Source organism: Pseudomonas sp. m6p (assembly GCF_055760375.1).
This window is the reverse complement of record NZ_CM147084.1, coordinates 364,467-388,463: the sequence shown is the minus strand read 5'-3', so window position 1 is coordinate 388,463 and position 23,997 is coordinate 364,467. Positions and strand designations below refer to the sequence as shown.

Annotated in this window: 21 protein-coding genes; 11 read left to right on the top strand and 10 right to left on the bottom strand. The window is 60.7% G+C overall.

Annotation, left to right across the window (positions count from 1 at the left end):
- Nucleotides 1-73: 73 nt before the first annotated feature.
- Nucleotides 74-796, bottom strand: coding sequence for a tellurite resistance TerB family protein (locus ACYZUM_RS01755; RefSeq protein WP_108181796.1), 723 nt, complete (start codon nt 794-796; stop codon nt 74-76).
- Between the two features lie 177 nt (nt 797-973).
- Between ACYZUM_RS01755 and ACYZUM_RS01750 the strand changes: the two genes are divergently transcribed.
- From ACYZUM_RS01750 to ACYZUM_RS01715, 8 genes are all read left to right on the top strand, one after another.
- Complete coding sequence (locus tag ACYZUM_RS01750) at nt 974-1,888, top strand: LysR family transcriptional regulator (RefSeq protein WP_007954670.1); 915 nt, start codon at nt 974-976, stop codon at nt 1,886-1,888.
- 130 nt (nt 1,889-2,018) lie between these two features.
- The gene (locus tag ACYZUM_RS01745; protein WP_108181795.1) at nt 2,019-3,476 is read left to right on the top strand and encodes a gamma-aminobutyraldehyde dehydrogenase; all 1,458 of its coding nucleotides are present in this window, start codon (nt 2,019-2,021) and stop codon (nt 3,474-3,476) included.
- Between the two features lie 83 nt (nt 3,477-3,559).
- A complete protein-coding gene (gene ydcS / locus ACYZUM_RS01740; RefSeq protein WP_095667415.1) occupies nt 3,560-4,711 on the top strand; it encodes a putative ABC transporter substrate-binding protein YdcS in 1,152 nt (383 codons plus the stop codon).
- A 146-nt stretch (nt 4,712-4,857) separates the two neighbouring features.
- The gene (locus ACYZUM_RS01735; protein ID WP_108181794.1) at nt 4,858-5,895 is read left to right on the top strand and encodes an ABC transporter ATP-binding protein; all 1,038 of its coding nucleotides are present in this window, start codon (nt 4,858-4,860) and stop codon (nt 5,893-5,895) included.
- A gap of 1 nt (nt 5,896) precedes the next feature.
- The gene (locus ACYZUM_RS01730; RefSeq protein ID WP_041063224.1) at nt 5,897-6,832 is read left to right on the top strand and encodes an ABC transporter permease; all 936 of its coding nucleotides are present in this window, start codon (nt 5,897-5,899) and stop codon (nt 6,830-6,832) included.
- Nucleotides 6,822-7,631 (top strand): ABC transporter permease, encoded by an 810-nt coding sequence (locus ACYZUM_RS01725; protein ID WP_007967757.1) that lies wholly within the window; start codon nt 6,822-6,824, stop codon nt 7,629-7,631. Before ACYZUM_RS01730 ends, ACYZUM_RS01725 begins: the two co-directional genes overlap by 11 nt.
- Nucleotides 7,632-7,793: 162 nt before the next feature.
- Nucleotides 7,794-9,218 carry a gamma-aminobutyraldehyde dehydrogenase gene (locus tag ACYZUM_RS01720; RefSeq protein ID WP_108181793.1) on the top strand — a complete coding sequence of 475 codons (1,425 nt, stop codon included), beginning with the start codon at nt 7,794-7,796 and terminating at the stop codon, nt 9,216-9,218.
- 225 nt (nt 9,219-9,443) lie between these two features.
- Nucleotides 9,444-10,928, top strand: coding sequence for an APC family permease (locus tag ACYZUM_RS01715; protein ID WP_108181792.1), 1,485 nt, complete (start codon nt 9,444-9,446; stop codon nt 10,926-10,928).
- Nucleotides 10,929-11,034: 106 nt separating this feature from the next.
- Here ACYZUM_RS01715 and ACYZUM_RS01710 read toward each other — a convergent pair whose 3' ends face one another.
- On the bottom strand, nt 11,035-11,220 hold the full coding sequence (locus tag ACYZUM_RS01710) for a hypothetical protein (protein WP_041063212.1): 186 nt from the start codon (nt 11,218-11,220) through the stop codon (nt 11,035-11,037).
- Between the two features lie 393 nt (nt 11,221-11,613).
- Between ACYZUM_RS01710 and ACYZUM_RS01705 the strand changes: the two genes are divergently transcribed.
- The gene (locus ACYZUM_RS01705; RefSeq protein ID WP_108181791.1) at nt 11,614-13,242 is read left to right on the top strand and encodes a glucan biosynthesis protein D; all 1,629 of its coding nucleotides are present in this window, start codon (nt 11,614-11,616) and stop codon (nt 13,240-13,242) included.
- Nucleotides 13,243-13,394: 152 nt separating this feature from the next.
- Here the strand turns inward: ACYZUM_RS01705 and ACYZUM_RS01700 are convergent, their stop codons facing one another.
- From ACYZUM_RS01700 to ACYZUM_RS01685, 4 genes are all read right to left on the bottom strand, one after another.
- Nucleotides 13,395-13,928 carry a GNAT family N-acetyltransferase gene (locus tag ACYZUM_RS01700; RefSeq protein ID WP_108181790.1) on the bottom strand — a complete coding sequence of 178 codons (534 nt, stop codon included), beginning with the start codon at nt 13,926-13,928 and terminating at the stop codon, nt 13,395-13,397.
- Between the two features lie 83 nt (nt 13,929-14,011).
- Nucleotides 14,012-15,118, bottom strand: a complete 1,107-nt coding sequence (locus tag ACYZUM_RS01695; protein ID WP_108181789.1) for an NADH:flavin oxidoreductase/NADH oxidase — start codon at nt 15,116-15,118, stop codon at nt 14,012-14,014.
- A 266-nt stretch (nt 15,119-15,384) separates the two neighbouring features.
- Entirely contained in the window at nt 15,385-17,094 is a 1,710-nt protein-coding gene (recJ, locus tag ACYZUM_RS01690; RefSeq protein WP_041063196.1) for a single-stranded-DNA-specific exonuclease RecJ, read from the bottom strand.
- Between the two features lie 55 nt (nt 17,095-17,149).
- Complete coding sequence (locus tag ACYZUM_RS01685; protein WP_041063193.1) at nt 17,150-17,692, bottom strand: YaeQ family protein; 543 nt, start codon at nt 17,690-17,692, stop codon at nt 17,150-17,152.
- 146 nt (nt 17,693-17,838) lie between these two features.
- Between ACYZUM_RS01685 and ACYZUM_RS01680 the strand changes: the two genes are divergently transcribed.
- Together ACYZUM_RS01680 and ACYZUM_RS01675 are read left to right on the top strand one after the other, a co-directional pair.
- The gene (locus ACYZUM_RS01680) at nt 17,839-19,038 is read left to right on the top strand and encodes a CaiB/BaiF CoA transferase family protein (protein WP_108181788.1); all 1,200 of its coding nucleotides are present in this window, start codon (nt 17,839-17,841) and stop codon (nt 19,036-19,038) included.
- Complete coding sequence (locus tag ACYZUM_RS01675) at nt 18,986-19,945, top strand: TIGR02285 family protein (protein WP_232966780.1); 960 nt, start codon at nt 18,986-18,988, stop codon at nt 19,943-19,945. The genes ACYZUM_RS01680 and ACYZUM_RS01675 overlap by 53 nt, the downstream gene beginning before the upstream one ends.
- A 176-nt stretch (nt 19,946-20,121) precedes the next feature.
- Here the strand turns inward: ACYZUM_RS01675 and ACYZUM_RS01670 are convergent, their stop codons facing one another.
- The 4 genes from ACYZUM_RS01670 to thrC form a co-directional block, all read right to left on the bottom strand.
- Nucleotides 20,122-20,403, bottom strand: coding sequence for a DUF3509 domain-containing protein (locus ACYZUM_RS01670; protein WP_041063178.1), 282 nt, complete (start codon nt 20,401-20,403; stop codon nt 20,122-20,124).
- Nucleotides 20,404-20,565: 162 nt separating this feature from the next.
- Nucleotides 20,566-20,973 (bottom strand): response regulator, encoded by a 408-nt coding sequence (locus ACYZUM_RS01665; RefSeq protein ID WP_086792202.1) that lies wholly within the window; start codon nt 20,971-20,973, stop codon nt 20,566-20,568.
- Nucleotides 20,974-21,100: 127 nt separating this feature from the next.
- Entirely contained in the window at nt 21,101-22,453 is a 1,353-nt protein-coding gene (locus ACYZUM_RS01660) for a transporter substrate-binding domain-containing protein (protein WP_108181787.1), read from the bottom strand.
- A 119-nt stretch (nt 22,454-22,572) separates the two neighbouring features.
- Nucleotides 22,573-23,982, bottom strand: coding sequence for a threonine synthase (thrC, locus tag ACYZUM_RS01655; RefSeq protein WP_108181786.1), 1,410 nt, complete (start codon nt 23,980-23,982; stop codon nt 22,573-22,575).
- Nucleotides 23,983-23,997 lie beyond the last annotated feature (15 nt).

Sequence of the window (23,997 nt, the reverse complement as noted above, 5' to 3'; positions counted from 1 at the left end):
GGTGAGAAAAAAAAAAAAAAAACCCCCCCCCCCCCCCCCAGCTCCTACACAAGTACCGCGTGTTCAGGCAGTTCTATAGCGATACCTGTCGCACCTGTTTCTCCAATTCCACCTTCAACCCCGGCTCCAGCTTCAGTTGCTTTGCCAATTCCTCCAGATACGCCTTTTCCATAAAGCTCTCCTCATCCACCAGCATCACGCTGGCGATGTACATTTCCGCCGCCATCTCCGGCGTACTCGCGGCGCGGGCGACGTCGCCTGGGTCGAGGGGTTTGTTGAGTTCGGCGTGCAGCCAGTGTTGCAGTTCCTGATCGTTGTCGAGTTTGGTGAATTCGCCTTCGATCAATTGGCGCTCGCGATCATCGATATGGCCATCAGCCTTTGCGGCGGCGACCAGTGCTTTGAGAATGGCCTGGCTGTGTTGCTCGGCCTGCGCCGGTGGCAAGCGGTCGAGGGTTTGCGGTTCGGTTTGTGGGGCGGTGCCTTTTTGCGCGTTCCAGTTGCCGTAGGCCTTGTACGCCAGCACACCCAGCGCCGCGAGGCCGCCGTAGATCGCGACCTTGCCGCCGACCTTGCGCACTTTCTTGTTGCCGAGAAGCAGCCCCATCGCCCCGGCCGCCAGCGCACCACCGCCGGCTCCCGACAGCAGACCGCCCAGCGCCCCTGAGCCTGAAGACCCACCAAGCAAACCGCCCAGGCCGCCAGCCGCCGGTTTGTTCTGCGCGCCGCCGGCCTTGTTCTGCAACAGATCCTGGCCGGATTTGAGTAGTTGGTCGAGCAATCCACGGGTGTTCATGTTCCGCCTCCAAAACAGGGGTTATCCGGATCTATCAGGCCCTCAGCCTAGTTCGAAAGTGCCCTGGCCCGGCCTGCGAGTGTGCTTCCAGATGTTGCTCAGCAGGCGCAGGCCCTTCGTGAAAATCGATATACACTCAGGCCAATCGATAAAAACCGCCCACCGGGTACCCTTCTCATGATGACCCTGCGTCAGATCCGTCACTTCATCGCGGTGGCCGAGACCGGCTCGATCTCCGCCGCCGCGCAAACCGCGTTCATATCCCAGTCGACCCTGACGCTGGCGATCCAGCAACTGGAAGAGGAAATCGGCGTCAGCCTGTTCAACCGTCACGCCAAGGGCATGACCTTGACTCATCAGGGTCATCAATTCCTGCGCCAGGCGCATCTGATTCTGGCAACGGTGGATAACGCCAAGCGCAGCCTGCAACAAAGCACCGACCAAGTGGCCGGGCAGTTGATTGTCGGCGTGACCAGTCTGGTGGCCGGTTATTACCTCGCCGATTTGCTCACCCGTTTTCAGCGCGCCTATCCCAATGTCGAGATCCGGGTGATGGAGGACGAGCGGCCGTACATCGAACATTTGCTGGTCAGCGGCGAGATCGATGTCGGCGTGCTGATCCTGTCCAACCTCGAAGACCGCCACGCCTTGCAAACCGAAGTGCTGACTCACTCGCCGCACCGTCTGTGGCTGCCGGCCCAGCATCCGCTGCTGGAGCACGACAGCATCAATCTCGCCGATGTTGCCCGCGAACCGCTGATTCAACTGAACGTCGACGAGATGGATCGCAATGCCCAGCGCCTGTGGCGCGGCGCCGGGCTGCAACCGAAGATCACCCTGCGCACGGCATCCACCGAAGCCGTGCGAAGCCTTGTCGCAGCCGGCCTGGGCGTGTCGATCCAGCCGGACATGACTTACCGCCCGTGGTCACTGGAGGGCGACATCATCGAAGCACGGCCGATTGCCGACCTCAACCAGACCCTCGACGTCGGTCTGGCCTGGCGCCGTGGGACAGCGCGCCCCGCTCTGGTCGATCCATTCCTGACCGTGGCCCGCGAGCAGCCGCACGGCGGACGCAAGCCATCTATTTAATCGAATGCCACCTTCAGTATTTAGAATTTGTCGACCTCGGAGCCGCACACTAGTCTTGCTGCATCTATAAGACGGTCGGTTCCCCGGTACGGGAGCCCCAATGACCACACAAGAAAAGAGATCGCGGAAAATGGCTGGCGTGCAGACCCCGATGTGTACCGCGTTGCTGATCGACGGCGAACTGGTCGCCGGGCAGGGTTTTGTCGAACCGATCCTCAACCCGGCCACCGGTGAAATCCTCACCCACATCGCCGAGGCCAGCACCGAGCAGGTCGAAACCGCGATTCTCGCCGCCCACCGCGCCTTTGCCGAATGGTCGCGCACCACACCGCAACAACGTTCCAGTCTGCTGCTGGACATCGCCAACGCCGTCGAAAAACACGCCGATTACCTCGCCCGCCTCGAAGCGCTGAACTGCGGCAAGCCGCTGCACCTGGCGCGGCAGGACGATCTGAGCGCCACCGTCGACGTGTTCCGCTTCTTCGCTGGTGCCGTGCGCTGCCAGACCGGTCAGCTCAGTGGCGAGTACCTGCCGGGTTACACCAGCATGGTGCGTCGCGATCCGATTGGCGTGGTGGCGTCGATTGCCCCGTGGAACTACCCGATCATGATGGCCGCGTGGAAAATCGCCCCGGCCCTCGCCGCCGGCAACACCCTGGTGTTCAAGCCATCCGAACACACACCGCTGTCGATCCTCGCACTGGCGCCAGCACTCGCCGAGATCCTGCCGCGCGGGGTCATCAACATCATCTGCGGCGGTGGCGAAGGCGTCGGTAGCCATCTGGTCGGTCACGCCAAGGTGCGCATGGTCTCGCTGACCGGCGATATCGTCACCGGGCAGAAGATCCTCCAGGCCGCGGCAAAAACCCTCAAGCGCACGCATCTGGAACTCGGCGGCAAAGCCCCGGTGATCGTCTGCAACGACGCGGATATTCAAGCGGTGGTCGACGGCGTGCGCACCTACGGTTACTACAACGCCGGGCAGGACTGCACCGCCGCGTGCCGGATCTACGCGCAAACAGGCATTCACGACAAATTGGTCGCCGAGCTCGGCGCAGCGGTCAGCAGCCTGCGCTTCGCCGGCAAGCGCGATGCCGACAACGAGATCGGCCCGCTGATCAGCACCCGCCAGCGCGACCGCGTCGCCAGTTTCGTCGAACGCGCCCTCGGCCAGCCGCACATCGAGCGGGTGACCGGCGCGGCGGTGCATTCCGGCGCCGGGTTCTTTTACCAGCCGACGCTGCTGGCCGGTTGCAAACAGACTGATGAAATCGTTCAGCGCGAAGTGTTCGGCCCAGTGGTGACCGTGACCCGCTTCGACGAACTCGCGCAAGCCGTGGACTGGGCCAACGACTCCGAATACGGCCTCGCCTCGTCGGTGTGGACGCAGAATCTGGACAAGGCAATGCAGGTCGCCGCCCGTTTGCAGTACGGCTGCACCTGGATCAACAGCCATTTCATGCTGGTCAGCGAAATGCCCCACGGCGGACTGAAACGCTCCGGATACGGCAAAGACTTGTCCAGTGATTCGCTGCAGGACTACAGCGTGGTGCGGCACATCATGGCCCGCCACGGCCAGCATCTCTGACTACGCTAATAACAAGCCATCAACGGCATGCTTCACCGCGTTCACAACTGCCCCGACCATAATTTAAAGAAGAGGGTTCAACCATGTTCGTGCACAAGACCGCACTGCTCAGTGCAATCACCACGGCCCTGCTGGCCAGTGCCAGTCTGCAAGCCGCCGAGCCGCTGAAGGCCGTCGGCGCCGGCGAGGGTCAGCTGGATATCGTGGCCTGGCCCGGTTACATCGAACGTGGCGAGAGTGACAAGGCTTACGACTGGGTCACCGGTTTCGAAAAAGAAACCGGCTGCAAGGTCAATGTGAAGACTGCCGCCACCTCCGACGAAATGGTCAGCCTGATGGCCAAGGGTGGTTACGACCTGGTCACCGCGTCCGGTGATGCGTCATTGCGCTTGATCGTCGGCAAACGCGTGCAACCGATCAACACCGCGTTGATCCCGAACTGGAACACCCTCGATCCACGCCTGAAAGATGCGCCATGGTACGTGGTCAACAAGCAGACCTACGGCACCCCGTATCAGTGGGGCCCGAACGTGCTGATGTACAACACCAACGTGTTCAAGACGCCGCCGACCAGCTGGAATGTGCTGTTCGACGCGCAGAATTTCCCCGACGGCAAGCCGAACAAGGGTCGCGTGCAGGCCTATGACGGGCCGATCTACATCGCCGATGCGGCGCTGTACCTGAAAACCGCCAAGCCTGAACTGGGGATCAAGGATCCGTATCAATTGACCGAAGCACAGTACAAAGCGGTGCTCGATCTGTTGCGTGCGCAGCAGCCTTTGATCCACCGCTACTGGCACGACACCACGGTACAGATGAGCGACTTCAAGAACGAAGGCGTGGTGGCGTCGAGTGCCTGGCCGTATCAGGTCAACGGCCTGATCAATGAGAAACAGCCGATTGCCTCGACCATCCCGAAAGAAGGCGCCACCGGTTGGGCCGACACCACCATGCTGCACGCCGAGGCCAAGCACCCTAATTGCGCTTACAAGTGGATGGACTGGTCGCTGCAGCCGAAAGTCCAGGGTGACGTGGCGGCGTGGTTTGGTTCGTTGCCAGCCGTGCCGGCGGCGTGCAAGGAGAGCGAATTGCTCGGCGCCGAGGGTTGCAAGACCAATGGTTTTGACCAGTTCGACAAGATCGCCTTCTGGAAAACCCCGCAGGCTGAAGGTGGCAAATTCGTGCCGTACAGTCGCTGGACTCAGGATTACATCGCGATCATGGGCGGCAGGTAAGCCCTTTCAAGATCAAAAGATCGCAGCCTGCGGCAGCTCCTACATCAATGGACACCGCTTTCCTGTAGGAGCTGCCGCAGGCTGCGATCTTTTCGACGCAACACCTGATCACTTTTTGAAAGCCTGCTTTACCGGAGCACCGCACCATGACGCTTGCAGTCCAGTTCACCAACGTTTCCCGGCAGTTTGGCGAGGTGAAGGCCGTTGACCGGGTTTCCATCGATATTCAGGACGGCGAGTTCTTTTCCATGCTCGGCCCATCCGGCTCGGGCAAAACCACCTGCCTGCGCCTGATCGCCGGGTTCGAACAACCGAGCGCCGGCTCGATCCGCATCCACGGCGCCGAAGCGGCCGGTCTGCCGCCGTATCAACGTGATGTAAACACCGTCTTCCAGGACTACGCGCTGTTCCCGCACATGAACGTGCTGGACAACGTCGCCTACGGCTTGAAGGTCAAAGGCGTGAGTAAGACCGAACGCCACAAGCGCGCCGAAGAGGCGTTGGACATGGTCGCGCTCGGTGGTTATGGCGCACGCAAACCGGTGCAGTTGTCCGGCGGTCAGCGCCAGCGTGTCGCCCTCGCCCGCGCCTTGGTCAATCGCCCGCGCGTGCTGCTGCTCGACGAGCCGCTCGGCGCCCTCGACCTGAAACTGCGCGAGCAGATGCAGAGTGAACTGAAGAAGCTGCAACGCCAGCTCGGCATCACTTTCATCTTCGTCACTCACGATCAGACCGAAGCACTGTCGATGTCCGACCGCGTGGCGGTGTTCAATAAGGGCCGCATCGAACAGGTCGATACCCCGCGCAATCTGTACATGAAACCGACCACCACCTTCGTCGCCGAATTCGTCGGCACTTCCAACGTGATTCGCGGCGATCTGGCGCGCCAGCTCAGCGGCCATCCGCAGCCGTTTTCGATTCGCCCCGAGCACGTGCGTTTCGCCGAAGGGCCGCTCGCCAGCCATGAAATCGAAGTCAGTGGCGTGCTGCATGACATCCAGTATCAGGGCAGCGCCACGCGCTATGAACTGACCCTGGAAAACGGCCAGACCCTGAGCATCAGCCACGCCAACAATCAGTGGATCGACAGCAGCGCGCAGCACCAGACCGGCCAGCGCCTGCACGCACGCTGGGCGCGGGAAGCGATGATCCCACTGCACGACACTGTCTCGAGCGGGGTGTGAGATGAGCACGCTCGCAATGACTCAAGCACCGCCGTTGCGGCGGTTTTCCAACCTGCTCTACCGCAAGCCGAATCTGTATCTGTCGCTGCTGCTGGTACCACCGTTGCTGTGGTTTGGCGCGATCTACCTCGGCTCGCTGCTGGTGCTGCTGTGGCAGGGTTTCTACACCTTCGACGACTTCACCATGGCGGTCACCCCCGACCTGACCCTGGCGAATTTTGCCGCGCTGTTCCAGCCGTCGAACTTCGACATCATCCTGCGCACGCTGAGCATGGCCATCGTGGTGTCGATCGCCAGCGCCATCGTCGCGTTCCCGATTGCCTATTACATGGCGCGCTACACCACGGGCAAGACCAAGGCGTTTTTCTACATCGCGGTGATGCTGCCGATGTGGGCCAGTTACATCGTCAAGGCCTATGCGTGGACGTTGCTGCTGGCCAAGGGCGGTGTGGCGCAGTGGTTCGTGCAGCATCTGGGACTGGAGCCGGTGTTGCAGTTCATTCTGGGGATTCCCGGCGTCGGCGGCAGCACCTTGTCGACCTCACATCTGGGACGCTTCATGGTCTTTGTCTATATCTGGTTGCCGTTCATGATCCTGCCGATTCAGGCCTCGCTGGAGCGCCTGCCGCCGTCGCTGTTGCAGGCGTCTGCCGACCTCGGCGCCAAGCCGCGCCAGACCTTCATGCAGGTGATTCTGCCGCTGTCGGTGCCGGGTATTGCTGCCGGCTCGATCTTCACTTTTTCACTGACCCTGGGCGACTTCATCGTGCCGCAATTGGTCGGCCCGCCGGGCTACTTCGTCGGCAGCATGGTGTATGCGCAGCAAGGCGCGATCGGCAACATGCCGATGGCGGCGGCGTTCACGCTGGTGCCGATTGTGTTGATCGCGGTTTACCTGTCCATCGTTAAACGTCTGGGGGCCTTCGATGCACTCTGAAAAGGCTTCATTGGGTTTGCGCATTGCAGCCTGGGGCGGGTTGGTGTTTCTGCACTTCCCGATCCTGATCATCTTCCTTTACGCCTTCAACACCGAGGAAGCGGCGTTCAGTTTTCCGCCAAAGGGTTTCACCCTGCACTGGTTCAGTGTGGCGTTTTCGCGGCCGGATGTGCTGGAGGCGATCAAGCTCTCACTGCAGATTGCCGCCATCGCTACGTTGATCGCGATGGTGCTCGGCACATTGGCTTCAGCTGCGTTGTATCGCCGGGACTTCTTCGGCAAGCAGGGCATTTCGCTGATGCTGATCTTGCCGATTGCGTTGCCGGGGATCATCACCGGGATCGCGCTGCTGGCGACGTTCAAGACGCTGGGGATCGAGCCGGGGATGTTCACCATCATCGTTGGTCACGCGACGTTCTGCGTGGTGATCGTCTACAACAACGTCATCGCCCGCCTGCGGCGTACTTCGCACAGTCTGATCGAGGCCTCGATGGATCTGGGTGCCGATGGCTGGCAGACCTTCCGCTACATCATCCTGCCGAACCTCGGCTCGGCGCTGTTGGCCGGCGGCATGCTCGCGTTTGCACTGTCGTTCGATGAAATCATCGTCACCACGTTTACCGCCGGGCATGAGCGCACGTTGCCGCTGTGGTTGCTCAATCAACTCAGCCGTCCTCGGGATGTGCCGGTGACCAACGTCGTCGCGATGCTGGTGATGATGGTGACCATGCTGCCGATCCTAGGCGCGTATTACCTGACCCGGGGTGGCGAGAGTGTCGCCGGTAGCGGTGGCAAATAATTGAATAACCACTGAACAAACCGAATCCCTGTAGGAGCTGCCGAAGGCTGCGATCTTGTTGCTTTGAAAATCAAGATCAAGATCAAAAGATCGCAGCCTTCGGCAGCTCCTACATGGTTCGGTTTCGACAGAACAATAAAAGTGTTAGTGAGGACAACAGACATGCAAACCAGACTCTTGATCAACGGCCACCTGGTCAACGGCGAAGGCCCGGCGCAACCGGTGCTCAACCCGGCGCTCGGCAGTGTGCTGGTGGAGATCAACGAAGCCTCCGAGGCCCAGGTCGATGCCGCCGTGCGCGCCGCCGATAACGCGTTCGCCGAGTGGTCGCAAACCACACCGAAAGACCGTTCGCTGCTGCTGCTCAAACTCGCCGACGCCATCGAAGCCCATGGCGAGGAACTGGCTAAACTCGAATCCGACAACTGCGGCAAGCCCTACAGCGCCGCGCTGAATGACGAGATTCCGGCGATTGCCGACGTGTTCCGTTTCTTCGCCGGCGCCAGCCGTTGCATGAGCGGTTCGGCCGGTGGCGAATACCTGCCTGGCCACACCTCAATGATTCGCCGCGACCCGGTGGGCGTGATCGCCTCGATTGCGCCGTGGAACTACCCGCTGATGATGGTCGCCTGGAAAATCGCCCCGGCCCTCGCTGCCGGTAATACCGTGGTGCTCAAGCCGTCGGAACAAACCCCGCTGACCGCGTTGCGTCTGGCCGAACTGGCGTCGGACATCTTCCCAGCCGGTGTACTCAATCTGGTATTCGGTCGCGGTCCTGCCGTCGGCAGCCCGTTGGTCACGCATCCTAAAGTGCGCATGGTCTCGCTGACTGGCTCCATCGCCACTGGCTCGAACATCATTTCCAGCACCGCCGACAGCGTCAAACGCATGCACATGGAACTGGGCGGCAAGGCGCCGGTGATCATCTTCGACGACGCCGATATCGATGCTGCGGTGGAAGGTATTCGCACCTTTGGTTTCTACAATGCCGGGCAGGACTGCACCGCCGCGTGCCGGATCTATGCGCAGCAGGGCATTTACGAAAAATTCGTCGAGAAGCTTGGCGCGGCGGTCAGCAGCATCAAGTATGGCTTGCAGGAAGATCCGTCGACTGAGCTTGGGCCGTTGATCACTGCGCAACATCGCGACCGCGTCGCTGGTTTTGTCGAACGTGCCGTGGCGCAGCCACACATTCGCTTGATCACCGGCGGCAAGGCTGTGGAAGGCAACGGCTTCTTCTTCGAACCGACGGTGCTGGCGGATGCACAGCAGGATGACGAAATCGTGCGCCGCGAAGTGTTCGGGCCGGTGGTGTCGGTGACCAAGTTCACCGATGAAGCCCAAGCGCTGGAATGGGCCAACGATTCGGACTACGGCCTCGCTTCCTCTGTATGGACGGCGGATGTAGGACGCGCTCATCGTTTGTCTGCTCGGTTGCAATACGGCTGCACCTGGGTGAATACCCACTTCATGCTCGTCAGCGAAATGCCCCACGGCGGTCAGAAACTGTCCGGCTACGGCAAGGACATGTCCATGTATGGGCTGGAGGACTACACCACGGTTCGGCATGTGATGTTCAAGCATTAACAGCAAAAAGATCGCAGCCTGCGGCAGCTCCTACAGGATGGACGCCGTGCCCCTGTAGGAGCTGCCGCAGGCTGCGATCTTTTTCCGCGACACACGGATGATGTCGGCGATTCACCACCAGGCTTCACCGAAACCAAAACAAAAACTACCGACCCGGGCGGCGCCCACAAAGCCCCGCCACGGTTTCGGCCATCCGAAATCTGCCGATTTCCCGGAGCAAAACACATGAGTGCCTCACCCGAACTCTCGGCCGCCGTTGCCGACAGCGATGCCGAACAACTGCGCAAACTGGGCTACACCTCGAACTTCAACCGCAGCATGAGCCTGTGGGAAAACTTCGCGCTGGGCTTCACTTATCTGTCACCGGTCGTAGGGGTTTATACCCTGTTCGGCCTGTGCCTCGCCGCCGGCGGGCCACCGATGTTCTGGGCTTACCTGCTGGTCGGTTGCGGCCAACTGCTGGTGTGCCTGATCTTCGGCGAAGTGGTGTCGCAGTTCCCGATTTCCGGCGGCGTCTATCCATGGGCGCGGCGCCTGGTTGGCAAGAAATGGGCATGGATGGTCGGCTGGATCTACTCCATCGCCCTGTGCGTGACCATTGCGGCAGTGGCTGTCGGTGCCGGGCCGTATCTGGCGGCGATGCTCGGGTTTGAGCCGAGCAACAACACCAATATCGTCATCGCGCTGGTGCTGACACTGTTCGCCACGCTGGTCAATCTGAGCGGCACCCAAGTGCTGGCGCGGATCGCCATGTTCGGCTTCCTCTGCGAGCTGGTCGGCGCGGTGATCGTCGGCGTCTACCTGCTGGTCTTCGAACGTCATCAGCCGCTGAGCGTGCTGTTCAACACCTTCGACATCAGCGTTGACGGCTCGTACCTGCCGGCGTTCCTCACCGCCTCGCTGGCGGGGATGTTCCTTTACTACGGTTTCGAAGCCTGCGGCGACGTCGCCGAGGAAACCCCGAACCCCAGCGCAAAAATTCCGGTGGCCATGCGCATGACCATCTACATCGGCGGCATCGCGGCGATGTTCGCCTGCCTGGCGTTGATCCTCGCCGTGCCGGACATGCAAGCGGTGATCAACGGCACTGACAAAGACCCGGTCACCACCATCCTCAATAACACCTTCGGCCCGATCGGCTCGAAAGTGGTGATGGGCGTGGTGATGATTTCCTTCATATCCTGCGTCATCAGCCTGCAGGCAGCAGCCAGCCGTCTGCTGTACTCCTACGCTCGCGATGAAATGGTGATCGGCAGCCGACTGCTGAAAAAGATTTCTCCTACAACCCAAGTACCGGTTGCCGCACTGTTCGTGTCCGGCGTCCTGCCCGCCCTGATCATCGCCCTCGGTTTCTTCCTGCAGGACGCCGTGGCCACCATCGTCAGCTTCGCCGCCATCGGCATCTACCTCGCGTTCCAGATGATCGTGCTGGCCGCTTTGTACGCGCGGATGAAAGGCTGGAAACCCAGCGGCAAATTCACCCTCGGCGCGTGGGGCTGGCCAGTGAACATCGGCGCGCTGGCGTATGGCGTCGGCGCAATCATCAACATGGCCTGGCCTCGCACACCGGATGCGGCGTGGTATGTGAACTATGCGATGGTGTTGAGCACGGCGATCGTGATTGGACTGGGGCTGGTTTATATGTGGATCGGCAAGCCGTATGACCATGGGAAGGCGCCGGCTGGGGATGCGTGGAAGGTGAGTCGCTAAGACGAGTTCCCCGGAATCGAATTTTGATTCCGGGGCCTCCTCGAAGCGCCGTCATCAATTGTCTAGCCCTGAAACAGGTGTAAGCCTGTTTCAGGGCTAGACACACTCAAAACCGCGAAACACTGCGCATCGCATCCACCAGATAGCGCATCGCAATCCGGTCACTCTCCGACAACTCGCGATAACGCTCCACCAGCTTCAGCTCTTCAGAACTCAATCGACGCCTTCTGCGTCCGCTGCTCAGGCAGGGAAAGATGCCGAGCATTTCGGCGATGCCTTGTATTTTTGCCATGGACGATGTCCTTCTCTGATACGTCGAAGAATTGCTTGATCACCACATCGCCCTGCCCCTTACAGCAGCGCCTGTGCCCTGCCGGTCGCACCGGCCATGCCCATAGAATAGAAATTTAATCGGCGCTGAAAAGCGGTTTTTAGAGTAATTAGTCGAAAAAAGCAGATATGCCCTGTAAATCAGTAAGTGCCGTAGGACGTTTAACCGACATGTCTTGTTTCATTGACACGCTGTCATCGTGTATCAACGAATTTTGCTCGGCGAGCGAACCGTTTAAGCTAGCCGGCATCTGTTTATAGTCCGTTGCGTTTGGCCGAAGGCTTGTCCGAACCGTAATTTCTGATCCAGCACGTGCCAGGAAAGGCGCGGGATTGCTCACGACAGGTTGTATTTATGCACCGCAGGAATTTGCTCAAAGCGTCGATGGCCATTGCGGCTTACACCGGTCTCTCGGCTTCCGGCCTGCTGGCCGCCCGTGCCTGGGCCGCCAATGGTGGCGCCGCTGATGGCGAAGCGCAGGCCTTCGATTTCGAAGCGCTCAAGCGTCAGGCCAAGCAACTGGCCGGTTCGGCCTATCAGGACACTAAACAGGTGCTGCCGCCGACCCTGGCGACCATGACCCCGCAGAATTTCAACGCGATCCGCTACGACGGCGAACATTCGCTGTGGAAGGAAAACAAGGGTCAGCTGGACGTGCAGTTCTTCCACGTCGGCATGGGTTTCCGCCAGCCAGTGCGCATGTACAGCGTCGATCCGAAGACTCGCACCGCGCGCGAAGTGCATTTCCGCCCGACACTATTCAATTACGAGAACACCTCGGTCGATACCCAGCAGCTCAAGGGCGACCTGGGCTTTGCCGGCTTCAAGCTGTTCAAGGCGCCGGAGCTGGATCGTCACGACGTGGTGTCGTTCCTCGGCGCCAGCTACTTCCGTGCGGTGGATGCCACTGGCCAATATGGCCTCTCGGCCCGTGGCCTGGCCGTCGACACCTACGCGAAAAAGCGCGAAGAGTTCCCTGACTTCACCAAGTTCTGGTTCGAGACTCCGGAGCAGAACGCCACGCGTTTTGTGGTCTACGCCCTGCTCGACTCGCCGAGTGCGACTGGCGCCTATCGCTTCGACATCGATTGCCAGGCCGAGCGCGTGGTGATGGAGATCGACGCTCACATCAACGCGCGTACCGCCATCGAACAACTGGGCATCGCGCCGATGACCAGCATGTTCAGCTGCGGCACCCACGAACGGCGCATGTGCGACACCATTCACCCGCAGATCCACGACTCCGATCGCCTGGCGATGTGGCGCGGCAATGGCGAGTGGATCTGCCGCCCGCTGAACAACCCGGCGACCCTGCAGTTCAACGCGTTCGCCGACACCGATCCGAAGGGCTTCGGACTGGTGCAGACCGACCACGAATTCGCCAACTATCAGGACACTGTCGACTGGTACAGCAAGCGCCCGAGCCTGTGGGTCGAGCCTACAACCGCGTGGGGCGAAGGCTCCATCGATCTGCTGGAAATTCCGACCACCGGCGAAACCCTCGATAACATCGTCGCGTTCTGGACCCCGAAGAAGCCGGTGGCCGCCGGCGACTCGCTGAATTACGGCTACAAGCTCTACTGGAGCGCTCTGCCGCCAGTTGGCACACCGCTGGCGCGGGTGCATGCGACCCGCTCGGGCATGGGGGGCTTCGTCGAAGGCTGGGCACCGGGCGAGCACTATCCGCCGGTCTGGGCACGGCGCTTTGCCGTGGACTTCACCGGTGGCGGCCTGGATCGCCTGCCGCAGGGCACCGGGATCGAACCGGTGGTCACCTGCTCCAACGGCAAGGTGCAGGACTTCAGCGTACTGGTGCTCGATGACATCAAGGGTTACCGGATCCTGTTCGACTGGTACCCGACCAGCGACAGCGTCGACCCGGTGGAACTGCGCCTGTTCATCCGCACCAATGACCGCACATTGAGCGAGACCTGGTTGTACCAGTACTTCCCGCCGGCGCCGGACAAGCGCAAGTATCCTTGATGATGTGAGGCGCCTGCATGGGCCTCTACATTGTTTTTTTGAGCAGAACGAATCCCTGTAGGAGCTGCCGAAGGCTGCGATCTTTTGATCTTGTTCATGCCCCGTGAAAGTCAAAAGATCGCAGCCTTCGGCAGCTCCTACAGGGAATGTTGTCAGCCAAGAGGACAGTGCAAATGGATATCGCAGGGTTCCAGGGCAAACAGCTCAGGATCTGCCTGATCAACCAACCGGCAACCCTGACGCTGATAAAACTCCACGGTATTGCGCGATTCGGTGGCTGAGACATACAACGCCTCGGCACCAAACCGTCGCCCCTGCTTACAAGCCAGCGCAAACAACTTCGCCCCCAGCCCTTGCCCGCGGTAATCACGGCTGATGTGCAGAAACTTCAACTGGCGCATGCTCAACCCCTGATTGTGAATAACCCGGTTATCCACAACCACCGCCGCGACCAGTGCCAGCCCATCGAAAACCCCGTACAACCAGCCACCGCGCCGCAAGCACTTCTCCAGCGCCAGCGCGTTTTCCTCAGCTTCGCCTTCCGGCCAGCCACGCATGTCGAAATGTACCGGGTACAGAATCAGCTCACCGTTTTCCAGCCGATAACATTCCTCCACCAGCTCACTGCGGTCGATCTGCGCCAGCAGCGGCAAGTCGTGTTCGGTCAGTTCTCGCTCGATCAACATGCTCGACTTCCTTGGCAAATGGCAGGCAAGAAAAAACCCGCCGGTTCAATGGCGGGTTTTATAGACGTTGCGCCGGTTTGAAATCAATCGCGCAGATCGGATTCGTGAATCGGCTGATCACGATGGGTCGCGCGCTGATACTGCGCCGGCCATACCGCTTTGCGCCCACCCAGATCATCGTCGGCATGCAGCGGCCAGTAAGGGTCACGCAGCAGCTCGCGAGCGAGGAAGATGATGTCGGCCTGACAGGTGCGCAGAATGTGCTCGGCCTGCGCCGGCTCGGTAATCATGCCGACGGTGCCGGTGGCGATGCCTGACTCCTTGCGCACCCGTTCGGCGAAGCGCGTCTGATAACCCGGCCCCACAGGAATCTCGGCGTTGGCGGCGGTACCACCGGAAGAGACGTCGACCAGATCCGCTCCCAATGCCTTGAGGCGGCGCGCCAGTTCGACGGTTTCATCCGGGTTCCAACCATCTTCGACCCAATCGGTGGCCGAAACCCGGACAAACACCGGCAACTCTTGCGGCCAGACCTCGCGTACGGCCTCGGTGACTTGCAAGACCAGCCGAATACGGTTTTCGAACGAACCACCGTATTGATCGCGGCGCTGATTGCTCAACGGTGACAGGAACTGATGCAGCAGATAACCGTGGGCGGCATGCACCTCGACCACGCTGAAACCTGCGGTCAGTGCGCGTTTGGCGGCGGCAACGAAGGCGTGGATCACTTCGGCGATCTGCGCTTCATCGAGCTGTTTCGGTTGCGTGTGCTGCGGGTCGAAGGCTATCGGCGATGGCCCGACCGGGGTCCAGCCGCCATCCTCCGGTTTGACGCTACCGTGTTTGCCGATCCATGGCCGATGGGTGCTGGCCTTGCGCCCGGCGTGGGCCAGTTGAATGCCAGCAACCGCGCCCTGTGCCGTGATGAAACGGGTGATGCGTTGCAGCGGTTCGATCTGTTCGTCGTTCCACAGACCGAGGTCTTCGGCGGTGATTCGTCCGTCGGCAGTGACCGCCGTGGCCTCGGTGAAAATCAGTCCGGCACCGCCCACCGCGCGGCTGCCCAGGTGCACCAGATGCCAGTCGTTGGCCAGACCGTCGACGCTGGAGTACTGGCACATCGGTGACACGGCGATGCGGTTGGGCAGGGTCAGTTGGCGAAGGGTAAAGGGTTCGAGCAGCAGACTCATGGGGCACCTCTCAAATCAGTGGGCAGGCTCCAGGGTTCTGTTTGAAAAGTCGACGAGTGACAAAAAAGGCGCAGCACCCGCCCCCGCGGGCAAAAAATTCGACAAGACGTCACAAGGCCAATCAAGCAGTGCTTAGAGCCTAGTCGACAACCGGGGATGAGGGAGGGTTCAGAGTGATTCAGTGGTGAAAGGGTGCTTTCGCGAGCAGGCTCGCTCCCACAAAGACAACACCGTGCCTGTGGGAGCGAGCCTGCTCGCGAATGGAGTCAGCGTGGTTCGATGTGGGCAATCATCAATTGCACCGACTCGTTGCCCCGAAACTCGTTAACGTCGAGCTTATAAGCCAGCTCGACCCACTGAATGGTCGGGTTCGGCCACACATCACGGTCAATGCCGAACGCGATGCCATCCAGCTTCACCGACCCGCACTCGCTTTTCAGCACTACTTTCAGATGGCGCTCGCCGACCACGCGCTGCTCGACCAACTGGAACACACCATGGAACAGCGGCTCCGGAAAATGCTGGCCCCAAGGCCCGGCATGGCGCAGGGCGCGGGCCAGTTCGAGGTGGAATTCCTCGACGGCGAGCGTGCCGTCCGAGAGCATCCGCCCGGTCAGGTCTTCTTCGCGAAGTTGCCGACGCACTTCGGCATCGAAAGCCTCGGCGAACAGCGCAAAATTCTCCTGTGGCAAGGTCAGGCCCGCCGCCATCGCGTGACCACCGTATTTGGCAATCAGGTTCGGATGCTGCGCGGCCACCACGCTCAGGGCGTCACGAATGTGGAAGCCTTGCACCGAACGCCCAGAGCCCTTGAGCAGCCCGTCGCCAGCATCGGCGAAGGCAATGGTCGGGCGGAAATAACGCTCTTTCATCCGCGAGGCGAGAATGCCGATCACGCCCTGATGCCACTCGGGATCGAACAGGCACAGGCCGAACGGCATTGATTCCACCGGCAAATCCTTGAGCTGGGCCAGCGCCTCGCGCTGCATGCCCTGCTCGATGGATTTGCGGTCCTGGTTCATGCCGTCCAGTTGCGCGGCCATTTCCCGCGCCAGATTGGCGTCGGCAGTGAGCAGGCATTCGATCCCGAGGCTCATGTCATCCAGGCGCCCCGCCGCATTCAAGCGCGGGCCGACGATGAAACCCAGGTCGGTGGAGGTAATCCGCGCCGCGTCACGCTTGGCCACTTCGAGAATCGCCTTGATCCCCGGCCGTGCGCGCCCGGCGCGAATCCGCTCAAGGCCTTGATGCACCAGAATCCGGTTGTTGGCGTCCAACGGCACCACGTCGGCGACGCTGCCCAGCGCCACCAGATCGAGCAACTCACCGATGTTCGGCTGTGGCTTGCTCTCATACCAGCCGAGACTGCGCAGGCGCGCGCGCAAGGCCATCAGCACGTAGAAAATCACCCCGACCCCGGCCAGCGCCTTGCTCGGAAACTCGCAGCCTGGCTGATTCGGGTTGACCAGTGCATCGGCCAGCGGCAGTTCATCGCCGGGCAAGTGGTGGTCGGTGATCAACACCTTGAGTCCCGCGCGCCTGGCGGCAGCCACGCCTTCGACGCTGGAGATGCCGTTGTCGACAGTGATCAACAACTGCGGCTCACGGGTCAGGGCGACTTCGACGATTTCCGGGGTCAGGCCATAGCCGTATTCGAAGCGGTTCGGCACCAGATAATCGACATGCGCCGCGCCCAGCAGACGCAAGCCGAGCACGCCGACCGTACTGGCCGTCGCCCCGTCCGCATCGAAGTCACCGACGATCAGAATCCGCTGACGCTGCTCCAGCGCCGTCACCAGCAGATCCACCGCCGCCTCGATGCCCTTGAGCTGCTGGAACGGAATCAGCCGCGCCAGACTTTTATCCAGCTCGGCCTCGGATTGAACGCCCCGCGCCGCGTACAAACGGGTCAGCAAAGGTGGCAGATCACCGAGAAACGGCAGCGTGGCAGGCAACGGTCGAGGATCAATACGCATGGGGTAACGGAAACTTCTCTTGAATACGTGGGATTAATCTGCAGGCGACGCGGGATCAGCCGCGCTCGCCTGCCAGCCATTCCAGCTGGACTTCGTGCTGACCACGGTCGTCGGTGACGAAGATCGTGCCTTCGCTGATCATCACATCCCACTTGATGACACGCGGCATGTCCTTGGCCAGGGTTTCCAGCACCTCTTGCGGCACGGCGGCGATGTTGACGTTTTTCAGGTTCTTCGCCACCGGCACCACTTTGCCTTCCCATACGCGCAGGCTGCCATAGGCCAGCAGGCTGGTGCGTTCGGTGCGACGCGAGCACCAGGTCAGGCGATCGGCATCCGGCTGGCCGACTTCAATCCAGTGCAGAACACGGTCGTCCAGGCTTTTTTCCCACAGCGCAGGTTCATCCACATCCGACAGACCACGGCCAAACGACAGCAGTTCGTTGTACCAAAGGGCGTAGGCCAGCAGCCGCACGGTCATGCGCTCTTCGGTTTCCGAAGGGTGACGGGCGATAGTCTGCTTGACGCTCTCGTAGACACCACGGTCGAGGTCAGTGAGGTTCAGTTCGAATTTGTAAGTGGTAGACGGCTGGGCCATGAACGGGCTTCTTGATACGAGGAAAGTCGGCAAGTCTAACCGATGCGGTAGGCAATCATCGAATTGATGGCGATCAAGCTGCGGCGTCTGACAGCCGGCTATGTTAAAACGCTGTATCTGCTCAGCCTTGTCCTACAGGATTCAGTATGCCGTTCGCCAACAAACCGCTCAGCGGTGTGAAAGTCATTGAATTGGGTACGTTGATTGCCGGGCCGTTCGCCTCACGCATTTGCGGCGAGTTCGGCGCCGAAGTGATCAAGGTCGAATCGCCCGACGGCGGCGATCCGCTGCGCAAATGGCGCAAATTGTATGAAGGCACTTCGTTGTGGTGGTTCGTTCAGGCGCGCAACAAGAAGTCGCTGACGCTGAATCTCAAGCACCCCGAGGGTCTGGCGATCCTGAAAAAACTGCTGGGCGAAGCCGACATCCTGATCGAGAACTTTCGCCCCGGTGTCCTGGAAAAACTCGGGCTGAGCTGGGAAACCCTGCATGCCCTGAATCCGAAACTGGTGATGGTGCGCCTCTCGGGGTTCGGCCAGACCGGGCCGATGAAGGATCAACCGGGCTTCGGCGCGGTCGGTGAATCCATGGGCGGCTTGCGCTACATCACCGGTTTCGAGGATCGGCCACCGGTGCGCACCGGGATTTCCATCGGTGATTCGATTGCCGCGTTATGGGGCGTGATCGGTGCGCTGATGGCCCTGCGTCACCGCGAGGTCAACGGTGGCCTCGGCCAGGTCGTCGATGTCGCGTTGTACGAGGCGATTTTCGCCATGATGGAAAGCATGGTGCCGGAGTTCGACGTGTTCGGTTTCATCCGCGAGCGCACCGGCAACATCATGCCGGGCATCACGCCGTCATCGATCCACACCAGTGCCGACGGCAAGCATGTGCAGATCGGCGCCAATGGCGACGCGATCTTCAAACGTTTCATGCTGATCATCGGCCGCGAGGATCTGGCCAACGACCCGACGCTGGCGAGCAACGACGGGCGCGACACTCGCCGTGACGAGCTGTATGGGGTGATCGACCGTTGGGTCAATTCGCTGCCGCTGCAAAGCGTGCTCGACCTGCTCAACCAGGCGGAAGTGCCGGCCAGCCGGATCTTCAGTGCCGAAGACATGTTCAGCGACCCGCAGTACCTCGCCCGGGAAATGTTCCTGCAGGCGAAACTACCGGACGGCAAGCCTTTCAAGATGCCGGGCATCGTGCCGAAACTCTCCGAGACGCCGGGCACTTCCGAATGGGTCGGGCCACAGCTCGGTGAACACAATGCGCAGGTGCTGCACGATCTTGGCTACGACGAACAGCAGATCGCCCGGTTGCGCACAGACGGAGCCATTTAAGCTGAAACATCGCCAGACATCGGCCGCCAACCGCGCCCACCACTGGTGGACGTGGCGGCTGTTCGGCCTGCTGTTTCTGCTGGCCCTGCCCGCCTGGGCGCAAGCGAAACCCACGCTGATCTGGTTGCTGCGCGACTTGCCGCCCCTGACCATCTTCGAAGGCCCGAAAAAGGGCCAGGGCGTCATCGATCAACTGATGCCGATGCTGATCGCCGGCATGCCGCAATACGAACACACGCTGATGCGGGTCAATCGCGCCCGGGGCATGCAGATGCTGCACGAGCCGACCTTCACTTGCGATCCGTCGCTGATCTGGAGCAAGGAGCGCACGCAATGGATCGCTTTCTCTATTCCGGCGTTTCGCGCTGTCAGTAATGGTTTGGTGGTGCGTCAGCAAGATCGCGAGGTACTGGCGCCATACCTGGTCGACGGTGAAGTTGATCTGACGGCATTTCTGGCCAACGGCGAAATCAAGGTCGGCGTCGTCGCAGAACGCAGTTACGGCGAGTATCTCGACACGCTGCTCAAGCAGGCCCCGGACGGTGCGCTGACGCCGCATTATGGCAACGACGCCCTGAGCAGCCTGCTATCGATGCAGCGCCTGGGGCGGCTGCAAGTGGTGTTGGGTTACTGGCCGGAGATCCGCTATCAGGCGCATCAGGCGCAAATCGCCGAAGACCAACTGGTGTTCTATCCGATTCGTGGCACCGGCAAATATCTGTCCGGCTATGTCGGGTGTTCCGATACGCCTCAGGGCCGTCAGGCGATCAGTGAGATCAACCAACTGCTGCGTACCCTGCCCCATGAGCAACTGAATCAGTCGTATGCCGACTGGCTGGACCCCGAAATGCGCACGGATTACCTGCAACAGGCACGAATCTTTTTCGAACAACAGGCCGCGCAATAAAAACCTGCGGGCAAAAAGAAACCCCGAGAAGTGGGGAGACGACTCGGGGTTAAACGCGGTCTACATAAAGACCCGTAGCAGCAAGCGACAAGCACCGGAGCACAATGCTTGATCCTGCTGTTACGGGGTCTGACTGACGGGGATGCAGGAAGGTTCCCACAAAAAATATTTCATCTTTACAGTGCCGCACGCTTATCCAGCGCCGCATTGCGCAAAGCCGCGATGACACAGGGCTCCAGCCGCCCTTCGGCGATAAGGACGTCGCGGTGCAAACCGTCGACCACATCGGTCAGCAGGCGTTTGTCGGTCAACTGCGCCTGATTGAATTCGCGCTCGACCACAAGGGCGCCGTTGCTGTTCTTCAGCGTCACCAGGCATTCGCCATGGGCGCCACACGGAGTCAACGTCACCTGATACGGGCTCAGAGCCTCACCGAGCAATAGACTGATACTTTCCATCTCGATCTCCACTCAATAGTCCGAAAACATTGTGCCTGGGGCGTGTTCACATTAAGTGACCACCGGCCCGAGAAGAAAGTTCTGAATGCCGCGCTGCTCACGAAGCAGTTAGCGGTCTGTCAGAGCATGCACGGTGAAGATGACAGAAACATAACCGTCGGTTCAGGCACCGGCCGGCTGGGCTGCCGTTTGCAGGTAGCGGTCCAGCAGCCCGCGCATCAGCACCGCCGAAACCGGCGTTTGCAGGCGCCCCAGCAGCATCAACGCCTGTGTTTGCAGCAGGCTTTCGAGATCGCTCAGCAGGCCCGGTGCTACTCGCCCCAACAGAATGACAGCACTGGCCTCCCGCTCGGCCGCCAGATGCCGGATCAGCGCCAGGCCTTCCCCGCCTTTCAGCTGCGGATCGCAGATCGCGATGTCGACCCTTGTACGACGTTCCAGCGAGCAGCGTGCCGAGGCCAGCGATGACGCCGTGAGCACGTCATAGATACCGAACGCGTTGAGCATCTGGTGCAACGCCATCATTCGATAAGGATCTGGTTCGAGAATCAGGACTTTGAGCGAGCGCATGGGCGACCTCGGAAACGGCAATCGCGGACTCGCCGCAGGGGTTGCCCACTTTAGGCGAGCCTCCTTCAGTCCCCCATCGGAAAAAGAGGCGCGAGACATAGGAAATTTCCCAATATCAATGCGGACCTTATCCCGCCTCAGCCTCACGCTGGGTGATATCTGTCCAGCCCCCGAGCAGGCCGCGCAATTCCCCTTTGGCGCTGTAGAACGGGACGGTCCACTGGTAGATTTCCCGATTGCCATCGTTGAATTGCAAACGGCGCTTGCTGAAGCGGGTCCTGCGCGTTCTCAACTGAATCATGAACTCATCATGCAGCGTGGCGGCAGTGGCTCGCGGTAGCGCATCGACCTCGATCAAACGGCATCCCTGCACCTGCTCAAAGCGGAGCGACAAGGCCTCTTCGTAACTCTTGTTGCACAGGATCAGGCGCCCTTCCAGGTCACGGACGAACACCGGATCGGGCATGGCATCAATCAATGCACGCTGGAAGACCAACTGATCGTCGAGCTCGCTTTGCACGTCTCGATGCCGCTTGATCACGGCCGCCATTCGCCGATTCCATAACAGCGACATCACGCAAAAGCCCCCCACCAAAACCACCCCCCAGCAGCTCGAGCGGAGCCAGTGCTGCCAACCGGCGGCGGCAGGTTTCGGCCCGATGCCGCCCAGCCAGTTCAGGCGAATGGCCCGGAGTTCGGAAGCCGGGAACGCTTCAAGCGCCTTGTTCAGGATGCTCAGCAATTGCGGCTGACCCTTGCGCACGGCCAGAAGATCGGCCTCCCATTTCCCCTCCAGCAATTCGCCGACCTTCAGCAGGCCGGAGGGATAGAGTTGCGCACCGATTTCATTTTCGATGGTGGCATAGGCCTCACCGCTTTCGACCAGCGCCCGCGCCTCGGCATAGGTTTTCACCGAACGTAACTCGATGGACGGATAATCGCGCCGGATCACCCCCTCCAGCGCATGCCGACCCGGCAATACCAGCACCCGTTTGGCCAACTGCTCCAGTGACTGCACCTGCGGCTCGCCGGCGCGGCCGACAAATACCCAGCCGGCACCGCCAAAGGCATGACTGAAATCCAGGCTCAATCGGCGTTCATCATTCATCGCCAGGGTTGTGCTGATGTCCGCAGCACCGGTTTCCAGGCGCTCGAGCATTTGCGCGGTGGAAAAGGATTCCCGGTAGATGAACTGCAAGCCGGTCATGGCGCTGATGCGCTTGAGCACATCGCTGTTGAGGCCGCTCCAATGACCGTGCTCGTCCAGAAACAGGTACAACGGGTACTGCTCCGCCGCCACGATCACCGTCGGATTATCGCGAATCCATTGCCGCTCTGCCTCATCCAGCACCACAGTGCCGATGTTCAACTTCTCTTCCTCATGCGCCAGATGCGCCGCCGCGCTCACGCGCCAGCCGTACAACAGGCACAACAGCAGAACCTGCTTCAGGGTGTGTTTCCATCCTCTTTCAAACAGCATTGCCACTTCCTTCGTGATCGACTCACCCGTCCTTCATGGGCGAAAACCCGAGCAGTGTGGCAGCAGAAACAAAAAAGCCCGTCAGGAGACGGGCTTCAAAATGTGACAGCTTTTTCGGCTTACAACGGCTTGCCGCGGTTGCCATGCTGGCTGACAAAGGCCTGTACGGCTTTCAGTTCGTTCGGCAGAACGGTGCAACGCTCGTTTCGCTCAAACAAATCAGAAAGATGTGCAGGCAGTTCGAGAGCTTTTCCTACACCGGCTTTCTCCACGGCATCCGGGAATTTCACCGGATGTGCAGTGCCCAGAATCACCATCGGGATGTCCAGGCTGCGACGGCATTCGCGGGCGGCCCTGACGCCGATGGCGGTGTGCGGGTCCAGCACTTCGCCGCATTGCGCGTAGACTTCGGCGATGGTTTCGCAGGTTTGCGCGTCATCCACGGCCAGCGAGTCGAACAGTTTGCGGGCTTCGGTCCAGCGTTCTTGCTCGACGCTGAAGCCACCGCCCTGCTTGAACGAATCCATCAGCCCGGCGATGGCCGCGCCGTTGCGACCGTGCAGGTCGAACAGCAGGCGTTCGAAGTTCGACGAGACCATGATGTCCATCGACGGCGACAGCGTGGCGTGCAGGGTTTCCTTGACGTACTGATTGCCGCTCATGAAGCGGTGCAGGATGTCGTTGCGGTTGGTGGCGACGATCAACTGGTTGATCGGCAGACCCATGTTGCGCGCCAGGTACCCGGCGAAAATGTCGCCGAAATTGCCGGTCGGCACCGAGAACGCCACCGAACGCGCCGGGCCGCCCAGCTGCAGGGCTGCGTGGAAGTAGTAGACGATCTGGGCCATGATCCGCGCCCAGTTGATCGAGTTCACCGCTACCAGGCGCGTGCCCTTGAGGAAGCTCTGGTCGGCGAAGCTGTTCTTGACCATTTCCTGGCAGTCATCGAAGTTGCCTTCGATGGCGATGTTGTGGATGTTCTCGCCGACAATCGTCGTCATCTGCCGACGCTGCACTTCGGACACACGGTTGTGCGGGTGCAGGATGAAGATGTCGACGTTTTCGCAATGCTTGCAGCCTTCGATGGCGGCCGAACCGGTGTCACCCGAGGTGGCACCGACGATGACCACGCGCTCGCCGCGCTTTTCCAGCACGTAATCGAGCAGACGACCGAGCAGTTGCAGGGCAAAGTCCTTGAACGCCAGGGTCGGGCCGTGGAACAGCTCCAGCACCCATTCGTTGCCGTTGAGCTGACGCAGCGGCGCCACGGCGCTGTGCGAGAACACGCCGTAGGTTTCTTCGAGGATCTTTTTGAAATCCGCGTCAGGAATGCTGCCGGTGACAAACGGGCGCATGACCCGGAAGGCTAGCTCGTGATACGGCAGGCCGGCCCAGGAAGCGATTTCTTCCTGGGTGAAACGTGGCAGGTTTTCCGGGACGTACAGACCGCCGTCGGTGGCGAGACCGGCCAGCAGGACGTCTTCGAAATTCAGGGCCGGTGCCTGGCCGCGGGTACTGATGTAACGCATGACTGACTCCAATGG

What these genes read in the sequence shown, in the direction of transcription:
- ACYZUM_RS01755 (WP_108181796.1), bottom strand. Translation starts at nt 796, where the DNA reads ATGAACACCCGTGGATTGCTCGACCAACTACTCAAATCCGGCCAGGAT.
- ACYZUM_RS01750 (WP_007954670.1), top strand. Translation starts at nt 974, where the DNA reads ATGATGACCCTGCGTCAGATCCGTCACTTCATCGCGGTGGCCGAGACC.
- ACYZUM_RS01745 (WP_108181795.1), top strand. Translation starts at nt 2,019, where the DNA reads ATGGCTGGCGTGCAGACCCCGATGTGTACCGCGTTGCTGATCGACGGC.
- ydcS (WP_095667415.1), top strand. Translation starts at nt 3,560, where the DNA reads ATGTTCGTGCACAAGACCGCACTGCTCAGTGCAATCACCACGGCCCTG.
- ACYZUM_RS01735 (WP_108181794.1), top strand. Translation starts at nt 4,858, where the DNA reads ATGACGCTTGCAGTCCAGTTCACCAACGTTTCCCGGCAGTTTGGCGAG.
- ACYZUM_RS01730 (WP_041063224.1), top strand. Translation starts at nt 5,897, where the DNA reads ATGAGCACGCTCGCAATGACTCAAGCACCGCCGTTGCGGCGGTTTTCC.
- ACYZUM_RS01725 (WP_007967757.1), top strand. Translation starts at nt 6,822, where the DNA reads ATGCACTCTGAAAAGGCTTCATTGGGTTTGCGCATTGCAGCCTGGGGC.
- ACYZUM_RS01720 (WP_108181793.1), top strand. Translation starts at nt 7,794, where the DNA reads ATGCAAACCAGACTCTTGATCAACGGCCACCTGGTCAACGGCGAAGGC.
- ACYZUM_RS01715 (WP_108181792.1), top strand. Translation starts at nt 9,444, where the DNA reads ATGAGTGCCTCACCCGAACTCTCGGCCGCCGTTGCCGACAGCGATGCC.
- ACYZUM_RS01710 (WP_041063212.1), bottom strand. Translation starts at nt 11,220, where the DNA reads ATGGCAAAAATACAAGGCATCGCCGAAATGCTCGGCATCTTTCCCTGC.
- ACYZUM_RS01705 (WP_108181791.1), top strand. Translation starts at nt 11,614, where the DNA reads ATGCACCGCAGGAATTTGCTCAAAGCGTCGATGGCCATTGCGGCTTAC.
- ACYZUM_RS01700 (WP_108181790.1), bottom strand. Translation starts at nt 13,928, where the DNA reads ATGTTGATCGAGCGAGAACTGACCGAACACGACTTGCCGCTGCTGGCG.
- ACYZUM_RS01695 (WP_108181789.1), bottom strand. Translation starts at nt 15,118, where the DNA reads ATGAGTCTGCTGCTCGAACCCTTTACCCTTCGCCAACTGACCCTGCCC.
- recJ (WP_041063196.1), bottom strand. Translation starts at nt 17,094, where the DNA reads ATGCGTATTGATCCTCGACCGTTGCCTGCCACGCTGCCGTTTCTCGGT.
- ACYZUM_RS01685 (WP_041063193.1), bottom strand. Translation starts at nt 17,692, where the DNA reads ATGGCCCAGCCGTCTACCACTTACAAATTCGAACTGAACCTCACTGAC.
- ACYZUM_RS01680 (WP_108181788.1), top strand. Translation starts at nt 17,839, where the DNA reads ATGCCGTTCGCCAACAAACCGCTCAGCGGTGTGAAAGTCATTGAATTG.
- ACYZUM_RS01670 (WP_041063178.1), bottom strand. Translation starts at nt 20,403, where the DNA reads ATGGAAAGTATCAGTCTATTGCTCGGTGAGGCTCTGAGCCCGTATCAG.
- ACYZUM_RS01665 (WP_086792202.1), bottom strand. Translation starts at nt 20,973, where the DNA reads ATGCGCTCGCTCAAAGTCCTGATTCTCGAACCAGATCCTTATCGAATG.
- ACYZUM_RS01660 (WP_108181787.1), bottom strand. Translation starts at nt 22,453, where the DNA reads ATGCTGTTTGAAAGAGGATGGAAACACACCCTGAAGCAGGTTCTGCTG.
- thrC (WP_108181786.1), bottom strand. Translation starts at nt 23,982, where the DNA reads ATGCGTTACATCAGTACCCGCGGCCAGGCACCGGCCCTGAATTTCGAA.